Genomic DNA, 15,874 nt, shown 5'->3' with positions numbered 1-15,874 from the left:
TCGAGCGCATGACCGCAAACGGCGACATCGTGATCATCGGCGCAGGAGTCACGGGCCTGACCACCGGGCTGACACTCCTCGAATCGGGACACCCCGTCCACATGATCGCGGCGGAGATCCCCGGCCCGACATCGATAGCCGCCGGCGCCCTGTGGGGACCGTACCTGGTTCAACCGTGGCCAAAGGTGCGGAGGTGGAGCAATGAATCCCTCGAAGCCTTCCGCTCACTGTCCAGCGATCCAGCCTCCGGGGTGCGCATGGTGCCCGGCATCGAAGCAGCCCGGAACCCGGTGCCCGCCCCCGAATGGAGCGGCCTGCTGCCCGATTTTCGCCCGTGCAGCACACAAGAGCTGCCGCCCGGATTCGTCGAGGGATACCGGTTCACAGCACCCCTCATCGACATGCCGACCTACCTGGACTATCTACTCCGCCGCTACGAGAAAGCAGGGGGCACCATCGAGCAGCGAGAGATCAACTCACTCGATGAGCTCGACCGAACAACCACCGTCGTCAACTGTGCGGGCATGGGAGCCGGGCCACTGGCGAGCGATCACACGGTACGGCCAATCCGCGGTCAGCATGTGATCGTGGAAAACCCCGGCATTACAGAGTTTTTCTCCGAGGACACCGGACTGTCCCCTGATCTCGTCTGCTTCTACCCGCAAGGGAAGACCATCGTCCTGGGCGGCACGGCTATCGATGGGGAACCGAGCCTGGAAACCGATCCCGCAGCAGCAGCCGCGATCGTGCAACGGTGTGCCGCTATCGACCCCCGGCTGGAGAAAGCTCGTGTCCTTGAGCACCGAGTCGGCACACGGCCAACCCGTCCCGTAGTACGAGTAGAAGCTGAACAACGGGACGGGGCGGCTCCCCTGTTCCACAACTACGGGCATGGCGGAGCGGGCGTCACCCTGTCATGGGGCTGCGCTCGGGAAACCACTGCGATGATCACCCAGCACTGCTGACCACCGGCACCCGCGCACTGCGGGTGCCGGCCTCGGCACTACCGGCTCACTCTCGGCCGGTGAGCTTTGCCAGAGCAGCGTCGATCCGTGCCAGCGCGCGCTCCTTGCCGAGGACCTCCAGAGACTCGAAAAGGGGCAGACCGACCGTGCGGCCCGTGACGGCGACGCGAACCGGGGCCTGAGCTTTGCCCAGCTTCAGGCCATGCTCCTCGCCAGCCGCCAGAACGGCCGCCTTCAAAGACTCAGGGCTCGACCAATCAGCCGTCCCAAGATTGGCGTGGGCCGTGGTCAGCACGGCCACAGGATCCCCCTTCATCGCCTTTGCCCACGACGCCTCGTCATCCACCGGTTCCTCGCGGAACAGGAAGTCGACGTTCGCCGTGATCTCCGACAGAACAGCCACGCGGGTCTGGGCGTGCGGGGCGATTGCCTCCCAGGCGACCTGATCGAAGTCCTCCGGAGCCCAGTTCGCGTACGGGGCACGCAGCCACGGCTCGCAAGTCTTGATGAACTCCTCCACCGGCAGGGCACGGATGTACTCGCCGTTGAACGCCGACAGCTTCTTGATGTCGAAGAAGGCTGGGGAGGTGTTCACGTCCTCGATGCGGAACTTCTGCTCCAGCTCCTCGTACGGCTTGAGTTCAACGTCGTCGCCGGGCCCCCAGCCGAGCAGCATCAGATAGTTCGTCATCGCTTCGGGCAGGTAACCCTCGGCGAGGTAGTCCTCAAGGGCGACCTTGTCGCGACGCTTGGACAGCTTCTGCCGCTTCTCGTTCACGATCACCGGCAGGTGTGCCCATACCGGGGGCTTGGCGTCGAGCGCCTCCCACAGCAGCTGCTGCTTTGGCGTATTCGACAGGTGCTCGTCACCGCGAATGACCAGGTTGATCCCCTCATCGAGGTCGTCGACGACGTTGGCGATCAAGAAGACCGGCGAGCTGTCGCCGCGGGCGATGACGAAATCCTCGATCGCGGAGTTCGGGAAAGACGGCGTTCCACGGACCAAGTCCACGACGACCGTCTCACCCTCAGTGGGCGTGCGGAAGCGCAGCGCCCGGCCCTCCACGTATTCGAGGCCCCGGTCCCGGCAGAATCCGTCGTAGCCGAGGTGCTGCGAACCGGTCCGCTCCTGCACCTGCTCACGGGTGCAGTCGCAGTAGTACGCGCGGCCCTGCGCATAAAGCTGCTGGGCGGCTTCGCGGTGCCGGTCGGCATTCTGCGACTGGAAGTACGGGCCCTCGAAGGCAGGATCGTCCTTGGAGATCCCGATGGACGCGAGCGCGCTGATGATGCCGTCGATCCACTCCGGCTTGTTGCGGGCCGCGTCGGTGTCCTCGATACGTAGGACGAACTTGCCCCCCGACTGTCGTGCGACGGCCCAGTTGTAGAGAGCCGACCGGGCCCCGCCAACATGGAACATTCCAGTCGGAGACGGGGCGAAACGCACGCGCGTAGAGGCTGTAGGCATGCGAGCAAGCCTACCGATTCCCACCCGGTGCTCGACCGCATCTATCGGATCTGTCGCTGTGAAACTACGGACTGCGACCTGTGGCCGGGTGAGATCGGGAACGAAAGGCTCATGGAGCACGTCGCCGCCCATTCGACCTACCTTGATCATCGGCCTGGATCTGAGCGACGGCAGCGTTTGTAGACGTGCCAAGCCGTGGCTTCACTGATACCGAACGCGACGCCGAGCTGGGCGTACGTGACCCCATCCTGCTCACGCATCCGCACGAGATCAGCTTCCTGGCCGACGGTGAGCGCATGCCGTCCGCCCCGTCCGGTAGACGGCATAGGGGGAGGATCAGTGAGGTGCCGCCACGACGCGCCCTGTACGGCCGCTCGAACCGTCGCGTACTTCAGTCGAAACTTGTCAGCGAGCGATCGCAAGGAAGCACCCCCAGCATGGGCGCGTCGCATCTCTGCCACCACGGCTGCGGTAAGGAGGACGCCGGGGCGGCGCCGCTGCTCCAGAGGCTCCTCCGGCGCCAGGTCATCGACATGCGCCCAGGTGACACCACGGATCGCGTCGTGAACGGTGTTGTAAGAGAGACCGTTTCTGGTTGCCAGATAGCGCACTGACACACCACCAGCATGCTCGCGCCTCAACCTGCGCACACGATTTTCATCCAAGACGGTAGGGCTGGGATGGTCAGGATCACGAGGGCGTGGCCGACTGAGCGGCGGCGGATCATCCAACTTGCGCCAGGTGGAGCCGTAGATCGCCTTCGACAGCGTCCTGCTGCTCACACCCATGGCTCGGGCGAGATGACTCACTGAAGCTCCGTCTCGGACTTGACGCCGAGCATGGCGCACCATGTCTGCTGTGAGCACGCTCCGATCGCCACGGTGGCCTCGCTCCGAGTCGTGGGGATACTCGTCATCACTCTCACTGCGCATGAGCAACTATCTTGCCGATCAGTGAGCCGCATTCGGCGCCGTTGTGTTTGATTTCGGAGGCGTTCAATTTGATGCCCGGCGCCCGCAACGTGATGAAACGGGGTATCCAGCGCACCCTTCGAGTCGGCGTCGCCAGCCGCCACGAGACGTCAGGGCCGCACTCATCCACGTACGCTCGTTTGCAAGATGACTACCTGATCCGTGCGGTTCAACGGCCTTCCTGCGCGGCACACGTGAAGTCGTACACCGCGAAGTCGGCGACCGGGCGGTACCCGATCCGCTGGTAGAGGCCGTTGCTGGTGGGGTTGGCCAGGTCCGCGAACAGCAGGATGTCCACCGCGCCGGCGGCCAATGCAGCCCGGCTCACCTCGACCGTCGCGGCACCCGCATAGCCGCGGCCGCGCAGATGCGCCGGGGTGTAGACGGGGGCCACCCGGATCTGGCCGGCGACCATGGGAGTCACGCCCGCCACGGAGACGGGGGTGCCGTCGGCGGTCTCCCAGAACGTGACGCGTCCGTAGTCGATCCGCGTGTCGGCCCAGGAGCCGGCGTCAGCAGAGGCAATCGCTCCGATGTCCTCGACGAACTCGCGGTACCAGACGATGAGTTGCTCACGGTCGTGCTGGCCAGCTACTCGACCACGGCCCTCCGGGAGTGGCTCCGGTGGCGTGAGCGTGCCGAGGCGGTACAGGCGCTGCCGTTCGTGGAGCGTCGGCGTCGTGCCTGCGTGCTGCTGCCATGCCTCGGCAAAGACGGTGGCGGTGTCGTGGTCCGCGGTGACACCAGGGAGGAGGGGGCTGAGGCCAGCCAGGTGGTCGGCGAGAGAATCGGCCTCGTCGGGGGTGAGTGGGGTGAGGCTCAGGCGGCGGGGCGGGGTGCGGAAGAAGGCCGCACGGACCTCGCCCGCCCGGTCCAGCCAGCCGAAGATGGGGGCTTCGGTGCCGTACGCGTCTGCGCCGCGCGTACGCAGTGTCTCGGTGACCGTCAGTGGGACGGTGTGTAGGGCAGGGCGGGAGCGGAGGAAGTCTCCGGCTCGGGCAAGAAAGTCGTCCAGTTCTTCGGTGACGTGCCAGCCATCCGGGCGCATGCCTCATAGTCCCTCGTGACGCCGGCGCTCGCTCGTAGTTTTCTGCCGGGGCGGAGCGACAAACCTCATGGGCTGTGCGCAGCAAGCACTGCGGCGACTATTGATTGCAGGTGCGGTTGCGGAGTCCGTATCCTTCCGAGCAACGCGTTGACGGAGATGAGTAGCCAGGGATCACGCGAGCCGAGAGAGCCGCCGGGTGCTGTGAAGGCGGTCTCGCACCCCGAGGCGAAGACCCTCCCGAGCGCGGGGAGGAACGGCCTCCTTTGATGGTCCAATGCCCCGCCGGCTGGCCCCCGTCATCGGGCTTGAATGAGGCCGCCACGGTGTGGCGGCGAAAGTGCGGTGGCACCGCGAGTTGCCCTTCTCGCCCGCACTCCCAAGGGATCATGACGATGTCCTTCGGAGGACCGCAATGATCCACAGCCGCGTACACGTCTCCGACCTGCGAGAACACGTCGGCCGTACCGTTTCCGTCTGCGGGTGGGTGAACACGCTCCGCCTGCAGAGCAAGATGCAGTTCGTCGTCGTACGGGACAACACCGGCATGGTCCAGGTGACCCACAAGCGCGACACCGGGGCCCTGGAGGCCCAGCTCGAATCCCTCACCCCAGAGTCGGCCGTCAAGATCACCGGCCGCGTTGTCGACGCCGCCCAGGTGAAACTCGGCGGCTTGGAGGTCGTCCCCGAGACGGTCGAGGTCCTGAACCTGGCCGCCACGCCGCTGCCGATCGACGAGCACACCAGCATGGAGCAACGCCTGGACTGGCGCTTCCTGGACGTGCGCCGCCGTCCCGCCACCCAGCTGCTGTTCGCCGTACAGACCACCCTGGAGCAGGCGATGCGCGAGTACGCCTACACACAGGGCGCAACCGAGATGCACACCCCCAAGCTCATGGGCACGGCGAGCGAGAGCGGAGCCGAGGTGTTCAAGCTCGGCTACTTCGACCGCTCCGCCTACCTGGCGCAGTCGCCACAGTTCTACAAGCAGATGGCGATCGCGGCCGGAATTGACCGCGTCTTCGAGATCGGTCCGGTGTTCCGCGCCGAGCCGTCGTTCACCTCCCGGCATGCCACCGAGTTCACTGGCGTGGATGTGGAGTTGGCCTGGATCGACGGCGTCGAGGACGTGATGGCCTTCGAGGATCAGATGCTCGCCCAAGCGATCGCCAAGGTTGCCGACGTGCACGGTGAGGCGATCGCCGAGCACTTCAGCGTCGAGGTCACCGTTCCCATCACGCCCTTCCCTCGCATCACCATGGTCGAAGCGCAGGAAATCCTGCGCAAGGGTGGGTGGGACCCGTCGGGGATCAAGGAGGACCTGGACCCGGAGGGCGAGCGGAGCATCTCGGCTCACATCCAGCAGGCCACCGGGCACGAGTTCGTGTTCATCACGCACTACCCAGTCGGCATCCGGCCCTTCTACCACATGAGGCCCGCCGACGACCCCAGCGTGACCTTGAGCTTCGACCTGCTGTGGAAAGGGCTGGAGGTCACCACCGGCGCTCAGCGTGAGCACCGGTACGACGTGCTGCTCAAGCAGGCCGCTGAGAAGGGCATGAGCCCGGAGCCGATGCAGGACTACCTGAACGCGTTCCGCTTCGGGTGCCCGCCCCATGGTGGGCTCGGCATGGGCCTGGGGCGGGTGCTAATGGTACTGCTCGGACTGGACTCCATTCGCGAGGCCACGTTCCTCTTCCGCGGGCCGAACCGGCTCACCCCGTAGTGGTTCGTGGAGTGCGTCCCACGGCACGGGCCCATGCCTTGTGTCGTGGGACACCGTCTCAGTCGCGGATATGGCGCAAGACGTGCGCCCATGGGGTGTCAGCGCAGTTGGTCATGTGACCGCGCAGATCCGCTCCCTGACGTGCATGGGCGGATGGTGTGCAGGGCCCTACGGCGATCGGACTTCTGCGGCGGGCGTCAGGACGTCGCACGCCATCCACTTCCTCAACACCTCAGGCACGGGAACAGTTCCGTCGGGCTTTTGATGTTGCTCAAGGACGGCGGGGAGGAGCCGGCTCGTGGCCAGGCCCGAGGCGTTCAGGGTGTGGACGTACTCCGTCTTGCCGTGTCGGGGCCGGTAGCGGATGTTGTCTCGCCGGGCCTGGTAGTCACGGGCGTTCGATACCGAGCTGACCTCGACGTACGTATCGAGGCTCGGCAGCCGCACTTCTACGTTGCAGGTCTTGGCCATGGCGGCGGTCGTGTCCTGGGCGGCCAGGCGCGTTACGCGGTAGTGCAGGCCAAGGCTGTCCACCAACTCCTCGGCCTTGGCGAGGAGTTCCTCGTGTGCGGCGGCCGAGTCGCCGGGCCGGGTGAATTGGAACATCTCCACCTTGTTGAACTGGTGGCCGCGCAGCGTGCCCCGCTCCGCCGTCCGGTAGCCGCCGGCCTCCTTGCGGTAGCTCGGCGTATAGGCGAAGTAGCGTTTGGGCAGCTTGCTGTCGGCCAGTGTCTCGTCGCGGTGCAGATTGACCAGCGCGGTCTCGGCGGTCGGCAGTAGGAACTGCTCGGGGCTGCCGTCCTCGCCGTGGCGCACGGTGAACACCTCGTCGGCGAACTTGGGGAACTGCCCCGCGGTGTATCCGGCCGCATAGGTGAGCAGATGCGGCGGCAGGACGAACTCATATCCGTCGCGCAGATGCGTCTCGGTGAAGTAGTTCAGCAGCGCCCATTCCAGCTGCGCGCCCTGACCGCGGTAGATCCAGAATCCGCTGCCGGCGAGCTTGGTGCCGCGCTGGTAGTCGACGAGCCCGAGTGTGCCCGCGAGCTCCACGTGGTCGCGTGGCTCGAACGTGAACCGAGGCGGCTGCCCGACTGTGCGGACGACCTCGTTGTTCTCCTTCCCGCCGGCCGGCACTTCGTCGTCAGGCAGGTTCGGCAGCCAGTCGAGGAAGGCCCGGTGGGCCTGGTCCAGTTCGGCAAGGCGCTGCTCGGCGCCGGTCAGCCGCTCGGTGACGGGCCTTGCCTCGGTGCGCAGGTCCTTGACGGCTTCGCCTGCGCGCTGCCGCTGGGCGATCTTGCCCGAGACCGCCCTGCGGCTGCCGCGTAGCTGTTCCACCTCGCCTCGGACCTGACGCAGCTCGGTGTCCAAGGCGAGGAACGCGTCGATGTCCACGTGCACGGCACGTTTGGCCAGCGCCTTTTGTACGTACTCGGGGTTGGTGCGGATGAGCGTGATGTCCAGCATCGGCTGGAACTCCAATCGACCAGGCCCACAGGTGGGCGTGATCCCTTGGGGGCGCGGGCGAGAAGGGGCAACTCGCGGTGCCACCGCGCCTTCGCCACCACCAGCGTGGCGGCCTCGTTCGGAACCCTGTGACGGGGGTCGGCCGGCGAGGCATGGGGCCACCCGTTGTGGCCGTTCCTCCTCGCACTCGGGAGGGGATTCACTCCGGGGCGCGAGGCCGCCGTCACAGCATCTGGCGGCTCTCTCGGCTCGCGGGATCCGGGTTACTTGGCTCCGTCATCGCGTTGCAGCCGAGAGTAGGGGGCGGCTCTCACGCGGGCCAGCGATTTATCGGCCGCCACACCTTCGGCCTCTGTGCGATGCAGGACGCGTAAGGTCGGTCAAGGGGTCAGGCGATTCCGCGTCGTCGCACGGCAGCAGGAGGGGGGATCAGCTCGGCGACCCAGCCATGTGGTGCCCGATCTGCATGGTTCAGCGTTCAGCTATAGGGATCAGTCGTACAGGCGTCCCAGCAGGGCGCCCTGACCGGACTGCAGGATGTGAGCGGCCTCCAGGGGGATCCAGAAGCACTCGAAGTGCGTGGGCTCCTGTTCCCCGTCGTGATCCTCCTGGCTCATCCACCGCTCCGGGGTCGGCTCGGTCAGCTTCAGGTGGAAGACGTGGCGGTGCTGGAGCTCGAACCGGTACGGGCTGAGGTCGTACTCGGTCTCGCCGAGCTTCCCCACGATCTTGAAGTCCTTCAGGCCGGTTTCCTCCCTGGCCTCGCGCAGCGCCGCCGCCTCCGGCGTCTCGCCCTCGCGGATGCTGCCGGCCGGTACCTGGATGCCGACCTCCTCGTAGCTGTAGTCGGTGTGCCGGAAGACCAGCAGCTTTTCGTCGCGCACGACGTAGCACAGCACCTTGTCCTTGGTGACCTTCTCGGGCACGGGAACACCCCTCTTCATTCGTCGGAACCGGTCGCGCACTCGGCGGCGCCCGTCACGAGTAGACGCTGATCACTTCAACGGAAGCCAGCAAACCGCATGAACAGGTTCATATAGGCTGCTCGCTCTGCCTCTTGCCACCCGCATTGATCTGGGGAGTTCCCTGTGACCGTAGCGACCGCTGGGTCCGAACCGGCCGTCCCGCCCGTCGACGAGACGTCGGGAGAAGAGAGTTTCTGGGACGAGAGGGTGTCGTCCGGTTATGAGGCCGCGGCGGGTGCTGCAGACGACCTGGTCGTGCGGGATGCCCGCGAGTTCGGGGCGTACGCGCGGACCGGCGGCTGGGCGTTCGCGCTGAAGGTCGCGCGTAGCGTGCGGCCCGGCGGGCAGGCTGCGGGGGAGACTCCGAAGGTCTCCGCGAAGGAGTTCGCCGCGCTGGCCGGGTGCTCGCCGGAGCGCGTGATGCGGTTCTACAAGGCGTGGGACATGGCCGCCGACGACGGTGTCGTCCCCCAGTTCGAGGCGCTGGCCCCTGGTGAGGACGTCGAGCTGCCGGATGCCGATGTGTGGCTCTCGTACTACAGCTCCCGCAACAGCGCCACGTCCGTCCGCGGTACCGCGATCACCGCTGCGGCCGAGGCCGAGGGGATCCGGCCGACCAAGGCCCTGGAGGTCGCGGAGAACCCCACCGCGCTGCGTGCCGCGATCCTCGCCGACCCCTCTACCGCCGAGGCCGCCCGGGCCGCGCTGCTGGACCGGCTCAAGGAGGACCCGGCTCTGCAGGCCGAGCTGGCTCGCGACGTTGTCCGGACCGACGAGTTGAAGAAGGCGGTGGCCACCGAGAGCCGGGCGGCCGACCGCATCGGATACGTGCGCCAGATCGCGGAGAACGGCCAGATCAAAACCCCGGCCGGGCAGACCATCGACGCCCCCGTCGAACTCCGTGCGGAGGCTGAGCGGCACCTGTCCCTCCTCGATGAACTGGACGAGGGCGAGGAGGTCGGTGAGTGGGTCACCGAGGCGTACGACACGGTCAAGGGCCTCGTGGTCCAGGCCGTCGAGGCCGACCCCGAACTGCGCGTCCAGGAACGCCGCACCAAGTTCTATAGCAGTCTGCAGAAGGCGACGAAGGTGTTTGAGGAGCTGACCTTCGACGACGCCGACGACATCTACGAGGACGACATGGTCCAGCGGCTGGAAGAGCTCCAGCAGGCCATCGCCACCTGCATCACCGCCCTCCGCAAGGCGGCCCCCGAACGCTGAGGGGCCGCTTTGTACCCAACGGTTGGGCACAGAGTGGGCCAGAACCGTCAGATACGGCTGGCTGCAACCACCACTGCTGTCTCGGCGAAGAAGAAGCGCCCTTCCACACTGGCCTGCTGGACGGACGTGAACCACTCCTCAACCTCGACAGTGTCCACTCGGCCGCAACCCCGGAGCGCGGTGGAACGCAGTGCGCCCCGTATGTCGCCGACCCGGCGCGCCGCATGGCCCGTGAACTCGGTCGAATGCGTCACCAGTACTTCTACGCTCGTCCGGTTCAGCGGCGACCCTTCCACCAGGCCAGGGAGCTTTCGCCCGATCCGCCCATCTGAACTGTCCATCCACGGCGGCGCATCGTCAGCGAAGGCGTGCAGGATCTTCCTGTCCAGCTCAGCAGGAGGACCGGAGATCATGAGTGAGTCGAAGTCCGAGTGGGAGAACACCGCTCGCCCGCCTGGCCGGAGCACCCGCCACACCTCCTCCAGGAGCAGAGGCGGCGCGGGCAGGCATTCCAGAAGGTTGGAGGAGATGACCACGTCCACACTGGAGTCTTCGAGCGGCAGCGGCTCCCGCAGGTCTGCGGCAGCCAACTTCACTGGCCCAGCGTGGTGCTTCAGCCGCGCCCGAGCCTTCGCCAACGACTCGCCTGCGCGGTCATATCCGATGAGCTGTGCTTGCGGATAGCGTTTGGAGAAGGCGTCAAGGGCCGGGCCGGCGCCACAACCAAGGTCCACGACCGAGCCCTGCTCAGGAATCTCCGCCAAGTTTACGAACCGGTCGTGCAACATGTCGTTCGTCTCGGACATGCACGGCCTCCTCGGGCGCGGCAAGACAGTGAATGCTCACATTAGGGGCCGGGCTCTTTCTTTGCCTCCGCTTATTGATCCGAAACTCAAAGGGTTCTATTCGAGGACGTAGCGGACGTGCGGGCCGCCGAAGTAGCTGCGGACGATGTGTGGCTGACGTTGGCGCCGGTGGAAGAACCGGCGGGTATCGGCAGCGAGTTGGGCCTGGTCGCGGGCCCGGCTGTGTATCGGAAGGCTGCGTTTGAGGTCGCGTTGACCAGTTCGTCGGGGTTCAGCTCCGGCGAGTATGACGGCAGGAAGTGCAGCTCGATCCGGCCGGGGTGGTCAGCCAGCCAGGCGCGGACCTTGCCGGAGCGGTGCGCGGAGTGACCGTCCACGACGAGGTGCACCTTGCGGTCGAAGTGGCCGGCGAGCCGTTCCAGGAAGCGGCACATGACGTCGGCGTCGAAGGTCTCGGTGAACACCATGAGTCTCCGCCAACTTGAATTCGCAGTTCAAGGGGCTGGTGTGACCGGTTCTGGGGGTGCTTACGCTGGTCGTGGGCGGCAGCCTGCGGAGTAGATCGTCCGTCAGGAGGTACTTTCGATCCTGACGGCCCGGCAGTGGGGTAAAGCAGTTCGTTCCGATGTGCCTGTGGCCTTACCGTGGCGCGATGGTGCATGTGCGGGAGATGGACGGGGCTGACATCGAGGTCGTCTCGACGATCCGTGTCCAGGGATGGCAGGCGGCGTACGCCGGCATCGTTCCCCAGGCGTACTTGGATGCAATGACGGTCGAATGTGATGCCAGCCAGCGGCGGCAGTTGTTTTCTCACCCCCGCCGGAAGTCACGAGACCTTGTGGCGCTCGATGATCGTGGCCCGGTGGGGTGGATCTGCTTCGGGCCGTGTCGGAGTGAGATATCTGGCCTGGGGCAGGTAGGTGAGGTCTACGCCCTGTACGTTTCGCCAGATCTGGTCGGCCAAGGCATCGGCCGGAGGCTCCTGGGTGAGGCTCACGCTCAGATGAAGAGGCAGGGCTTCGAGGCGTCGGCTTTGTGGGTTCTCTGTGACAACCAACGAGCCCGGCGCTTCTACGAGCGGGCCGGCTATCAAGCCGACGGTGCGACTCAAGACGACGTCTACGACGAGATCACGCTCTCTGAGCTCCGCTACCAGCGCGTGCTCTGAGTTCAGTGACGATGGGTGCATCCTGGTCAGTTCGAAGTCTCTTGTCCCGGCGGCCGGTGCGGAGTTTGCCGCCGTGGGTGATGCGCCTGGTCATGACTCAGCGGCCGGCTTGCCGGTTCTCGCTCGATGTGGCCGGGCGGCCTTCTACGATCCTGTGCATGCTGGATCCCGAGCTGCTGGCACGGATCACCGCGCGGCGCGCGGAACTGGACGAACTCGAAGAACAGCTGGCCAAGCAGCTGGCGGAGGTACGGGCCGAACGGGACGAGCTCGCCGTCGCCGAACGGGTCCTTGAGCGGATGAGCGAACAGCTCGCCGACGAACGCGCCTCGGCCGCGCCGATGCCCGGGCAGGCGGTGATGCTGATCCCGCACCGCACGTCAGAGGTGGAGGAGGCCGTGCTCCCGCTGGACTACCAGCGCATCCTCGCCGCCGTGCGGCAAGCCGCCGGACCGGTCATGGCCCGACAGGTCGGCGAAGTGCTGGGAGTGGACATCAGCGTGCGGGCCAAGCTGGTCCTATCGAGAACCTGATGCTCGCCGACTCGGCGCCCACGCGACTGGGCCACCAGCGCGGCACGCCCACCGGCCAGCCACTTCGCCCACCAGTTGTCCACCGCCTTGAGCGAGACATGGAACACGGCGGCGACAACCTCGCGAGTCCGGCCCGCCACCAACGCCGCCACCGCCCGCAGCCGAAGGGCCTCCTGCGCCGCCGACGACAACTTCCTTGCATCCCCCGCCAGTTCACTCACACAGGGATCGACGACCCAGAACATCTACCGTTTCGGATCCAATAGGTAGGTGGACGTGGGCCGGGCCGCCGGTACGACAGTGCGGCGCGCAAGGGGGAAGGGTACGTCCCGACGGCGGCGCAGATCGGCGTGGGGCAAGCTCACCCAGGCCACTGCTGCTGACCACATTGGGCTGGGTGTCCGAGGAAGAAGCGAGCCGGGTGCTCAAGACGAAGCGCCCCCCCAGATGGTTCGGGCTCGTCGGGCGGAGCATTGACGGCCTCCGCCCTGCGTCGGGGCGTACAACTCTGCTGTCCACCGGTGATGTCCGACTCATCCCGTAGAGTCACCCTGAGCAGCAAATTCGCACACCCGTACTGCAATGAGAATTATGGGGGGATCGACGCATGGTCGAGTTCCACAAGCCCGACGAGTCGCAGCCTCAGCCTCCCCACGGCGCGACGCCTGGAAATGACGCAGGTCCTGGCCTGTACGGATCAGGACCGGGATGGGGGCCGGGCGGGCATCCCGGCTACCCGTACCCGATGCAGCCGCCGTCGACCGCAGCCATGTGGACCCATCTCTCCGCGCTACTCACCGTCACCGTCGGCGCGGGTTTCTGCTGCGGCCTCGGCGGGATCCTCGGCTGGATCGCCCCGATGACCATCCGCAACAATCCCCGCAACCTGCAGGACCCGCTCGTCCGCCATCACGGCGCCCAGGCGATGAACTTCGGCATCACCCAGGGCATCGTGGTGGTCTTGGGCTTCATCATGTACCTCAGCGGTGTCATGACCCTCTCTTTCGCCACCGTAGACCAGCACTCCGAGCCGGTCGTCCCGCTCGCCCTCCCGATCGTGCTGCTGAGCGTGCTCGCCCTGCTGGGAGCGTTCGTCATCACCGGCATCGTTTTCGCCATCATCGGCACCGTCAAGGCCAGCCGCGGGCAGATGTGGTCCTACCCGAAGTTCGTCGCCTGGCCGATGGTCAAGGCGTAAGGCGAATCCGGGGAGGCTGGTCTTCGGCACGATCGAAGACCAGCCGCTCCGGAGGAAAACCATCCTCGATTTGCCAACCAATGTGAAGAAGCCCCTCATGCGACATGAGGAGCTTCCGTCTTATTTAGGGAGATTAGCGAGCCTTCTGGTACGCCTCGCGAATGTCAGCCGGGACACGACCGCGGTCATTGACCTGGTAGCCATTCTCCTTCGCCCACGCCCTGATCGCCGCGGTGTCGTCACCACCGGCAGCGGCCTTCCGGGGCTTACGAGCCCTTCCGGTCTTGCGGCCGGCCTTAAGGAAGGGGCCAACGGCCTCAAGCAGCTTGTCGTAGCTGTCCGCGCCGAGGTCGATCTCGTACGCCACGCCATCGAGAGCAATGGTGTGCGTTGCAGCCTCTGAGGACTCTTCGCCCGTGAGGTCGTCTGTGTAGATGATGACGGTCTTCTGTGCCATGGCTCAAAGTGTAAAGGGTTCTGTTGTTTTCCATCTCCGCAGTTGATCGCACGGAAACTTTCGGTAGAGGTCAAGTGTCAGTCGGGAGTGTGTTCAGGCGGTCGAGGAACTCGCGTACAGGATGGTGTGATGCGCGTTGATTCGACCCGAGAGGTCCTTCAGCTGTTCCAGGGCGCGCGAGTGAACTCCCCTGACTTTCAGGCCACTCGACCCGTAGTCTGCAGCGCCGAGTTCGCCGCCGATGCCGTGGGCCCGCTACTGATTTTGAACTCGTGTTGTCTGTCGACCGTGCGGTTCTGACAAGGTCCACGAGCCCGATCGCTGTTGCCGGCCCTGACACGGGCTGGGCAAGCCTCGAAGTCAGAGCCGTTGATCCAGGAGCATGTTCATCGGGCTGAAGCCCGCAGCTTGGTAGAACGCACGAGCGCCCTCGTTGAAGTGCCAGACGTCCGTGACGAGGCGTCGGCAGCCTGCCGCGCGTCCCACTTCGCGTACGGCTTCGAGGAGTGCCGCGCCGACACCACTACGGGCAGTATCGGGGGTTACGGCGATTTGATCCAAAGACATAATGAAGTCTGAATGTTTCAGAGCACTGCCGGGCCGGTTTTTGACTCGGGCGAGGGCGTACCCGAGGGCTTTGCCTTCCGTCCCGTCGGCGAGGAGCACGGTGACTGATGGATCGGCTATCTGAGTTCGGAAGAAGGCTTCGACGGCATCCAGTTCCGGGGAGTCACGGAACGGGTCGGGACGGTGTCTCTGGTGCAGGTCATGAACGATGTGGTTGAGGGTCGCGAGCAGGGCAACGTCGTCTGAAGAAGCGGTTCGAATCTGGACCACGTCGCTATCCTGAAGTGTTACCCCCGCCACTGTCACACGATTTGGGCCTAGCGGGCAGGCGGGGTATGGCCTAGCGTTCCGGAGCACCCCCGCGTCGGTGGGGAGGACTACCGCGACGCGTACGCGGAAGACGAACAGGACAGAACACCCCCCGCGTCGGCGGGCACCCTTGGTGATTCCCCCACCTTGGCGACCTGCCTGACTGCGCACTGGTCGCACGGGGCGCGGAATGCCCCCTCCATGGTCTACCAGCGATACGACAGGGAGAATCGGATATGATCAACCACCGGCCGCCGCTGGGCACGTGGCGGAAGAGCCCGTACAGCCTCAACGAGAATTCCTACTGCGTAGAGGTCGCCGACTTCCCGCAGTGCATCGGCGTTTGGGACTCCAAGGACCACTCGGTACCGGCGCTATCGTTCCCCGTGACGTCATGGTCGGGTTTCATCTCGGCGGTGAAGGCAGGGGAGTCCGCTGGCTAGCGGACCCCGCGTCGGCGGGGAGAACGGCACCGCACCCCGTTCGAGATCGCCCGCGTGCGGAACACCCCGCGTCGGCTCGGAGAACGCAGAACGCCTGCGGCACATCGCCAACCCCGGCGGAACACCCCATGTCAGCGGGGAGAACCAGGACCCCAACACCTTCGTCTGGCCACTGAACGGAACACTCCCCCCGCGTCGGCGGGGAGGACGGCGAACGGGGCGGCGACTTCGCCGACGATGCCGGAGCACCCCTGCATCGGCGGGGACAACCACAACAAGGGCGGCCACTCGATCCACAACCACGGAACACCCCCGCGTCGGCAGGGAGACACGGTGCCGGCCACCGCGATGGTGTCCCAGTCCGGAGCACCCCCACGTCGGCGGGTAGGACGGCGACCTGACCGTCTACGGGGCACACAGCAACGGACCACCCCCGCGTCGGCGGGGACACGTGGGGCCCGGACACGGGCGGCACACCCCCGCGTCGGCGGGGAGAACACGGGAAATCCGTCCTGTTCCGCGAGTACCTGCGGAACACCCCCGCGTCGGCGGGGAGAACGCTCGC

At 66.0% G+C, this 15,874-nt stretch carries 16 protein-coding genes, 1 pseudogene and 1 CRISPR repeat array (1 of these 18 cut by a window edge); of the genes and pseudogenes, 7 read left to right on the top strand and 10 right to left on the bottom strand.

Annotation, left to right across the window (positions count from 1 at the left end; translation table 11 throughout):
* Window positions 1-8: 8 nt before the first annotated feature.
* Window positions 9-965, top strand: coding sequence for an FAD-dependent oxidoreductase (locus ACO1BR_RS24885; RefSeq protein ID WP_426797315.1), 957 nt, complete (start codon window positions 9-11; stop codon window positions 963-965).
* A gap of 46 nt (window positions 966-1,011) precedes the next feature.
* On the opposite strand, the gene gltX is transcribed toward ACO1BR_RS24885, so the two are convergent.
* The 3 genes from gltX to ACO1BR_RS24870 all read right to left on the bottom strand — a co-directional run bounded on the left by gltX (window position 1,012) and on the right by ACO1BR_RS24870 (window position 4,452).
* Complete coding sequence (gene gltX / locus ACO1BR_RS24880) at window positions 1,012-2,385, bottom strand: glutamate--tRNA ligase (protein ID WP_426797314.1); 1,374 nt, start codon at window positions 2,383-2,385, stop codon at window positions 1,012-1,014.
* Window positions 2,386-2,579: 194 nt separating this feature from the next.
* Window positions 2,580-3,242, bottom strand: a complete 663-nt coding sequence (locus ACO1BR_RS24875) for a hypothetical protein (RefSeq protein WP_426797313.1) — start codon at window positions 3,240-3,242, stop codon at window positions 2,580-2,582.
* Between the two features lie 331 nt (window positions 3,243-3,573).
* On the bottom strand, window positions 3,574-4,452 hold the full coding sequence (locus ACO1BR_RS24870; protein WP_426797312.1) for a GNAT family N-acetyltransferase: 879 nt from the start codon (window positions 4,450-4,452) through the stop codon (window positions 3,574-3,576).
* Window positions 4,453-4,864: 412 nt separating this feature from the next.
* On the opposite strand from ACO1BR_RS24870, the gene aspS reads away from it, so the two are divergent.
* A complete protein-coding gene (gene aspS, locus ACO1BR_RS24865) occupies window positions 4,865-6,175 on the top strand; it encodes an aspartate--tRNA(Asn) ligase (RefSeq protein ID WP_426797311.1) in 1,311 nt (436 codons plus the stop codon).
* Between the two features lie 168 nt (window positions 6,176-6,343).
* Here the strand turns inward: aspS and serS are convergent, their stop codons facing one another.
* Both serS and ACO1BR_RS24855 read right to left on the bottom strand, forming a co-directional pair.
* Window positions 6,344-7,642, bottom strand: a complete 1,299-nt coding sequence (gene serS / locus ACO1BR_RS24860; RefSeq protein WP_426797310.1) for a serine--tRNA ligase — start codon at window positions 7,640-7,642, stop codon at window positions 6,344-6,346.
* A 491-nt stretch (window positions 7,643-8,133) separates the two neighbouring features.
* A complete protein-coding gene (locus ACO1BR_RS24855) occupies window positions 8,134-8,568 on the bottom strand; it encodes an NUDIX hydrolase (protein WP_426797309.1) in 435 nt (144 codons plus the stop codon).
* Window positions 8,569-8,730: 162 nt separating this feature from the next.
* Here ACO1BR_RS24855 and ACO1BR_RS24850 point away from each other — a divergent pair, with 162 nt between their 5' ends.
* On the top strand, window positions 8,731-9,828 hold the full coding sequence (locus ACO1BR_RS24850) for a hypothetical protein (RefSeq protein WP_426797308.1): 1,098 nt from the start codon (window positions 8,731-8,733) through the stop codon (window positions 9,826-9,828).
* Window positions 9,829-9,875: 47 nt separating this feature from the next.
* Here the strand turns inward: ACO1BR_RS24850 and ACO1BR_RS24845 are convergent, their stop codons facing one another.
* Both ACO1BR_RS24845 and ACO1BR_RS24840 read right to left on the bottom strand, forming a co-directional pair.
* A complete protein-coding gene (locus ACO1BR_RS24845; protein ID WP_426797307.1) occupies window positions 9,876-10,634 on the bottom strand; it encodes a methyltransferase domain-containing protein in 759 nt (252 codons plus the stop codon).
* An 86-nt stretch (window positions 10,635-10,720) separates the two neighbouring features.
* Window positions 10,721-11,101 (bottom strand): transposase, encoded by a 381-nt coding sequence (locus ACO1BR_RS24840; RefSeq protein ID WP_426797306.1) that lies wholly within the window; start codon window positions 11,099-11,101, stop codon window positions 10,721-10,723.
* A gap of 185 nt (window positions 11,102-11,286) precedes the next feature.
* Between ACO1BR_RS24840 and ACO1BR_RS24835 the strand changes: the two genes are divergently transcribed.
* A complete protein-coding gene (locus ACO1BR_RS24835; protein WP_426797305.1) occupies window positions 11,287-11,802 on the top strand; it encodes an N-acetyltransferase family protein in 516 nt (171 codons plus the stop codon).
* Between the two features lie 158 nt (window positions 11,803-11,960).
* On the top strand, window positions 11,961-12,335 hold the full coding sequence (locus tag ACO1BR_RS24830) for a hypothetical protein (protein ID WP_426797304.1): 375 nt from the start codon (window positions 11,961-11,963) through the stop codon (window positions 12,333-12,335).
* Window positions 12,336-12,406: 71 nt separating this feature from the next.
* Here ACO1BR_RS24830 and ACO1BR_RS24825 read toward each other — a convergent pair.
* Window positions 12,407-12,580, bottom strand: a pseudogene (locus ACO1BR_RS24825) (hypothetical protein); the annotation flags it as partial.
* Window positions 12,581-13,080: 500 nt separating this feature from the next.
* On the opposite strand from ACO1BR_RS24825, the gene ACO1BR_RS24820 reads away from it, so the two are divergent.
* The gene (locus ACO1BR_RS24820) at window positions 13,081-13,533 is read left to right on the top strand and encodes a DUF4870 domain-containing protein (protein ID WP_426797303.1); all 453 of its coding nucleotides are present in this window, start codon (window positions 13,081-13,083) and stop codon (window positions 13,531-13,533) included.
* 133 nt (window positions 13,534-13,666) lie between these two features.
* Here ACO1BR_RS24820 and ACO1BR_RS24815 read toward each other — a convergent pair whose 3' ends face one another.
* Together ACO1BR_RS24815 and ACO1BR_RS24810 are read right to left on the bottom strand one after the other, a co-directional pair.
* On the bottom strand, window positions 13,667-13,990 hold the full coding sequence (locus tag ACO1BR_RS24815; protein WP_426797302.1) for a histone-like nucleoid-structuring protein Lsr2: 324 nt from the start codon (window positions 13,988-13,990) through the stop codon (window positions 13,667-13,669).
* A gap of 360 nt (window positions 13,991-14,350) precedes the next feature.
* Window positions 14,351-14,827 (bottom strand): N-acetyltransferase family protein, encoded by a 477-nt coding sequence (locus ACO1BR_RS24810; RefSeq protein WP_426797301.1) that lies wholly within the window; start codon window positions 14,825-14,827, stop codon window positions 14,351-14,353.
* Between the two features lie 275 nt (window positions 14,828-15,102).
* Between ACO1BR_RS24810 and ACO1BR_RS24805 the strand changes: the two genes are divergently transcribed.
* Window positions 15,103-15,309 (top strand): DUF397 domain-containing protein, encoded by a 207-nt coding sequence (locus ACO1BR_RS24805; RefSeq protein WP_426797300.1) that lies wholly within the window; start codon window positions 15,103-15,105, stop codon window positions 15,307-15,309.
* A gap of 468 nt (window positions 15,310-15,777) precedes the next feature.
* Window positions 15,778-15,874: a CRISPR direct-repeat array (repeat unit 29 nt; unit sequence CGGAACACCCCCGCGTCGGCGGGGAGAAC) (it continues 1,337 nt past the right edge of the window).

Source organism: Streptomyces sp. YGL11-2, from assembly GCF_050054615.1.
Classification (GTDB): Bacteria; Actinomycetota; Actinomycetes; order Streptomycetales; family Streptomycetaceae; genus Streptomyces.
The sequence above is the reverse complement of the archived record's forward strand: the minus strand, read 5'-3'. Positions and strand labels throughout refer to the sequence as shown.